The sequence below is a fragment of the Okeania sp. genome, from assembly GCF_983059655.1.
The window spans coordinates 1-3,196 of record NZ_CEZPJD010000872.1; the positions used below are offsets into that span (position 1 = coordinate 1).

The following is a 3,196-nucleotide window of genomic DNA, read 5'->3' on the forward strand; positions in this document are numbered from 1 at the left end:
TTAGAAATCAAAGGTGAGCTAAGGGCAAAAGTAACCTACTTTCAATTAAACCACTTTCTTGTAAATTTAACTCCAGCTCTCCTCCCATTTGTTGAATTACTCGCCTACAGATAATTAAATGTTTACCTGGAGGTGAAACCAAAGGAGAAGGTTCTAATACATCTGGGATAGAAGTAGAGTTAAATTCTGCTATTAATTTTGAGCTAATCTTACCTGTATCAAGGATAAAAATTTCTAACCATTCTTCATCTAAAGTTTGGCATTTAATATCAATTTTTCCTCCTGTTGGAGAACGACGACAGGCACTAATCAAAAGTTCATAAACAACTAATTCTAATTTAATACTATCTCCATAAATATTCAAATTTCCTTCCCGATGAACTTCTAATTGCAATTGTCTTTTTTTAACTTGAGAATCAATACGAGTGAGCGATCGCCTCAACAAATTAGCTACAGATACAACATCAAAATTTGCTTGTAAACGCCATTTTTCTTGTTTCAATAATGAAGTAGTAGATGATAAAACATTCCCAATTTGCCGTAGTAATTGCTGATAACGTAGATTTGTCAACACATTTTTCTGTTGGGCTGGATTTTCTGATGGAGTATAATTCAATTCACTTAACTGCTTAAAACCAGAGCCAACAGTACGGTAAAGTTCCTCTAAACGCCTTTGTTTATACCAATTCAACCACTCTAGTTCCTCTCGCTGAGATTCCAAAGTAGTTTTGACTATCAAATAGCGACGCGACCATGCAAGCTGAGAAACCAAATGAGTCAATAAATTTTTCAGAGTTTCAGTAGGAGAATTTTGTGGTTGTGGCACTTCTGTTTTTTGCCATAAAATTTTGTGAGGGTCTGCAAGTAATAATATACCAGTTGGCTGATGTTCAACAGCAGTACGCAAAGCAGTGGCTATGACCTGACCGCTATGCAGAATATTGAGCCACCGTAGAGTTTTTGCTGGTACATCACTCACGCTCAGATGCAACCAACCATTTGTAGAAATTATTTGTTGAATCCAAGAATCAGTGCGAACTGGTATCGAAATTTTGTCAGTGCTAGTAATATGAGACTCAAGATAACTATAGCTCATAACTCTACCTGTTTGTGATACTGGATACCAGGTAATTAAAGCAACTAGGGGAACATTTTGCAGACTTATCTCGGCTATTCCCAAAATTGCTTGAGCAATAAATTCGAGAAAATTGCGTTCGAGATTGTCCAGTGATAAATTTCCTAATACACTCTGCTCTCCGACTGGCTCCAAATTTTTCACTTCTTGTAATAATAAGGAGTTGGAAGAGTCGATGGATATTTTTGTTGAATTTGTGAGTATTGTAGTTGGTTGTAAAGTAGTTAAACCAGACTGAAGATATTGCGTATATTGCTGCTGCCTGTTGATTATCTGATTAATATATCTTTGATGCAGGAGAAAACCTAACTGTTGACTAACAATTTGTACTAATTCTCGTTCATTACGGTTCCAGGTGCGAGGGGTTTCATCACCAATAATTACTAGTCCTTCAGGTTGGTTGTAGCGATCGCCTTGATTTTTTGTAATAAATTCTTCTTGTTCGTTTTTCCTAGCTCCTGTTGTGTTGCACAACAGAAGAGAACGTACTCCAAGTTTCTCAAAATCTTCCTGCCAAGTACCCAATATATTACTTTCTGACCAATTTTCAATGCCTACTACTTCAGTATTTCGGCCTAGCAAGGCCATATCTTTCTTGCTGAGGCGGGGTAGAGAAGTTTTGACTGTTCGACTTTGAGTAGAATGATTTTGATAAACAACTTCAAATTGTCCTCTGTTGCAGATAGCCAACATAAAATATTTAGCACCTAAGCGCTGAGATATTTTTTCTGCCGTTGTTTTTACCGTTTTCTGCCAATCATCATCACCGTAAATAGCACGAGTTATCCCTGCAGTTAAGGTTTGGTCTAATTTAGCTTGACGAATTTTATCCTCCATTTCTGAGAGGGGAGAAGTTAAGGCTAGCAGTTGACCTACTCCTTGCAAATAGTTTTTTTCATCATCTTGCCATGGACGGTTGTGTTGTTCTTCTGCAGCAATAAATCCTAATAGTTCGCCTTCTAAGATAATTGGTGCTGCTAATACAGAAGAAGCTCTGATTTGTCGGGTCAGTCTGCGAGTAATATCACTGTCTACAGAAGTGTAATGTTCTCCGATGCAAATAATTTGTCCAGTTAATAGCACATTATAGAATTCACCTAAGTCTTGTAATGTAATGCCAGAAGCAGGACGTTTAAAGTCGCTCCATTCTACTATTACTTGATGATTACTCGCACGACGCCAAAAATAGCGTCCATTGGGATAATACCAGTAAATATTTGTGCGGGATGGCTGTAAAAATTTATGAGTTATTTCTGCAACTGTTTCGAGGCGTCGGTCTAGGGTTGTTAATTTTCCTAATTGAGATAGTAATGAGAGGATGGGTTCATCAGGTCGTTTTGCTTGTTGCTGTTGCCATTCTTTTTCTATTTTGTGTAATGTTTGTCCTAGTTCGCCCCAAATTAAAGATAGTAGTGCTTTTTCTGCTGACTCTAAAGAGCTTCCCCACTCTTGTGAACCCATTAAGGCAATACCAAAACATTTTTCTTTGTCATGTATAGGAAAGAAAACTGTCCCTTTAATCTGATATGTCTGTGCTATTTTTACCCATTCCCCAACTTGCTTTTCCGCCCTTAAGTCAGCGACTTTAATTGCTTTTCTTTCCAGTAATACTTGTTCTAATATATCTCCATGATTTATTGTGAATTTTTGTTTGAGAGCAGAAATTTCACCATTGGGAGTAATTCCACCTTTGCCTACTATTTTATTTGCTAATCGATCGTAAAAACATACCCAAATCAAACAACAATCAAATTCTGACTGAAGATAATTGATGACTTTTTTAATGAGGAAATCTAAATCTTCTTCTTCTCTAATTGCTCTAATTAGACTTTCTAAAGCAATCAGATTATTATGATTTGTTCCTGATTCATTTTTTTTGAACATCGATCGATTATCCTCATTATTTAATAGTTATTTTGAGAAAAAAAGAAATAAACTATAAGATTTAATCTTAATTAGTCAGCGATAAAAAACTTTCTTTTCCTATATTTTTTTGTATTTTTCTGCTTTTACCGAAAAATCGTGGGTATGCGCCTCCCCTTTTAAGGGGATAAAAAGCGG

At 36.2% G+C, this 3,196-nt stretch carries 1 protein-coding gene; it reads right to left on the minus strand.

Annotated features, from left to right (window positions below):
* Positions 1-7 precede the first annotated feature (7 nt).
* The gene (locus AC3DU7_RS29600; RefSeq protein ID WP_488042824.1) at positions 8-3,019 is read right to left on the minus strand and encodes a GAF domain-containing sensor histidine kinase; all 3,012 of its coding nucleotides are present in this window, start codon (positions 3,017-3,019) and stop codon (positions 8-10) included.
* Positions 3,020-3,196: the final 177 nt, after the last annotated feature.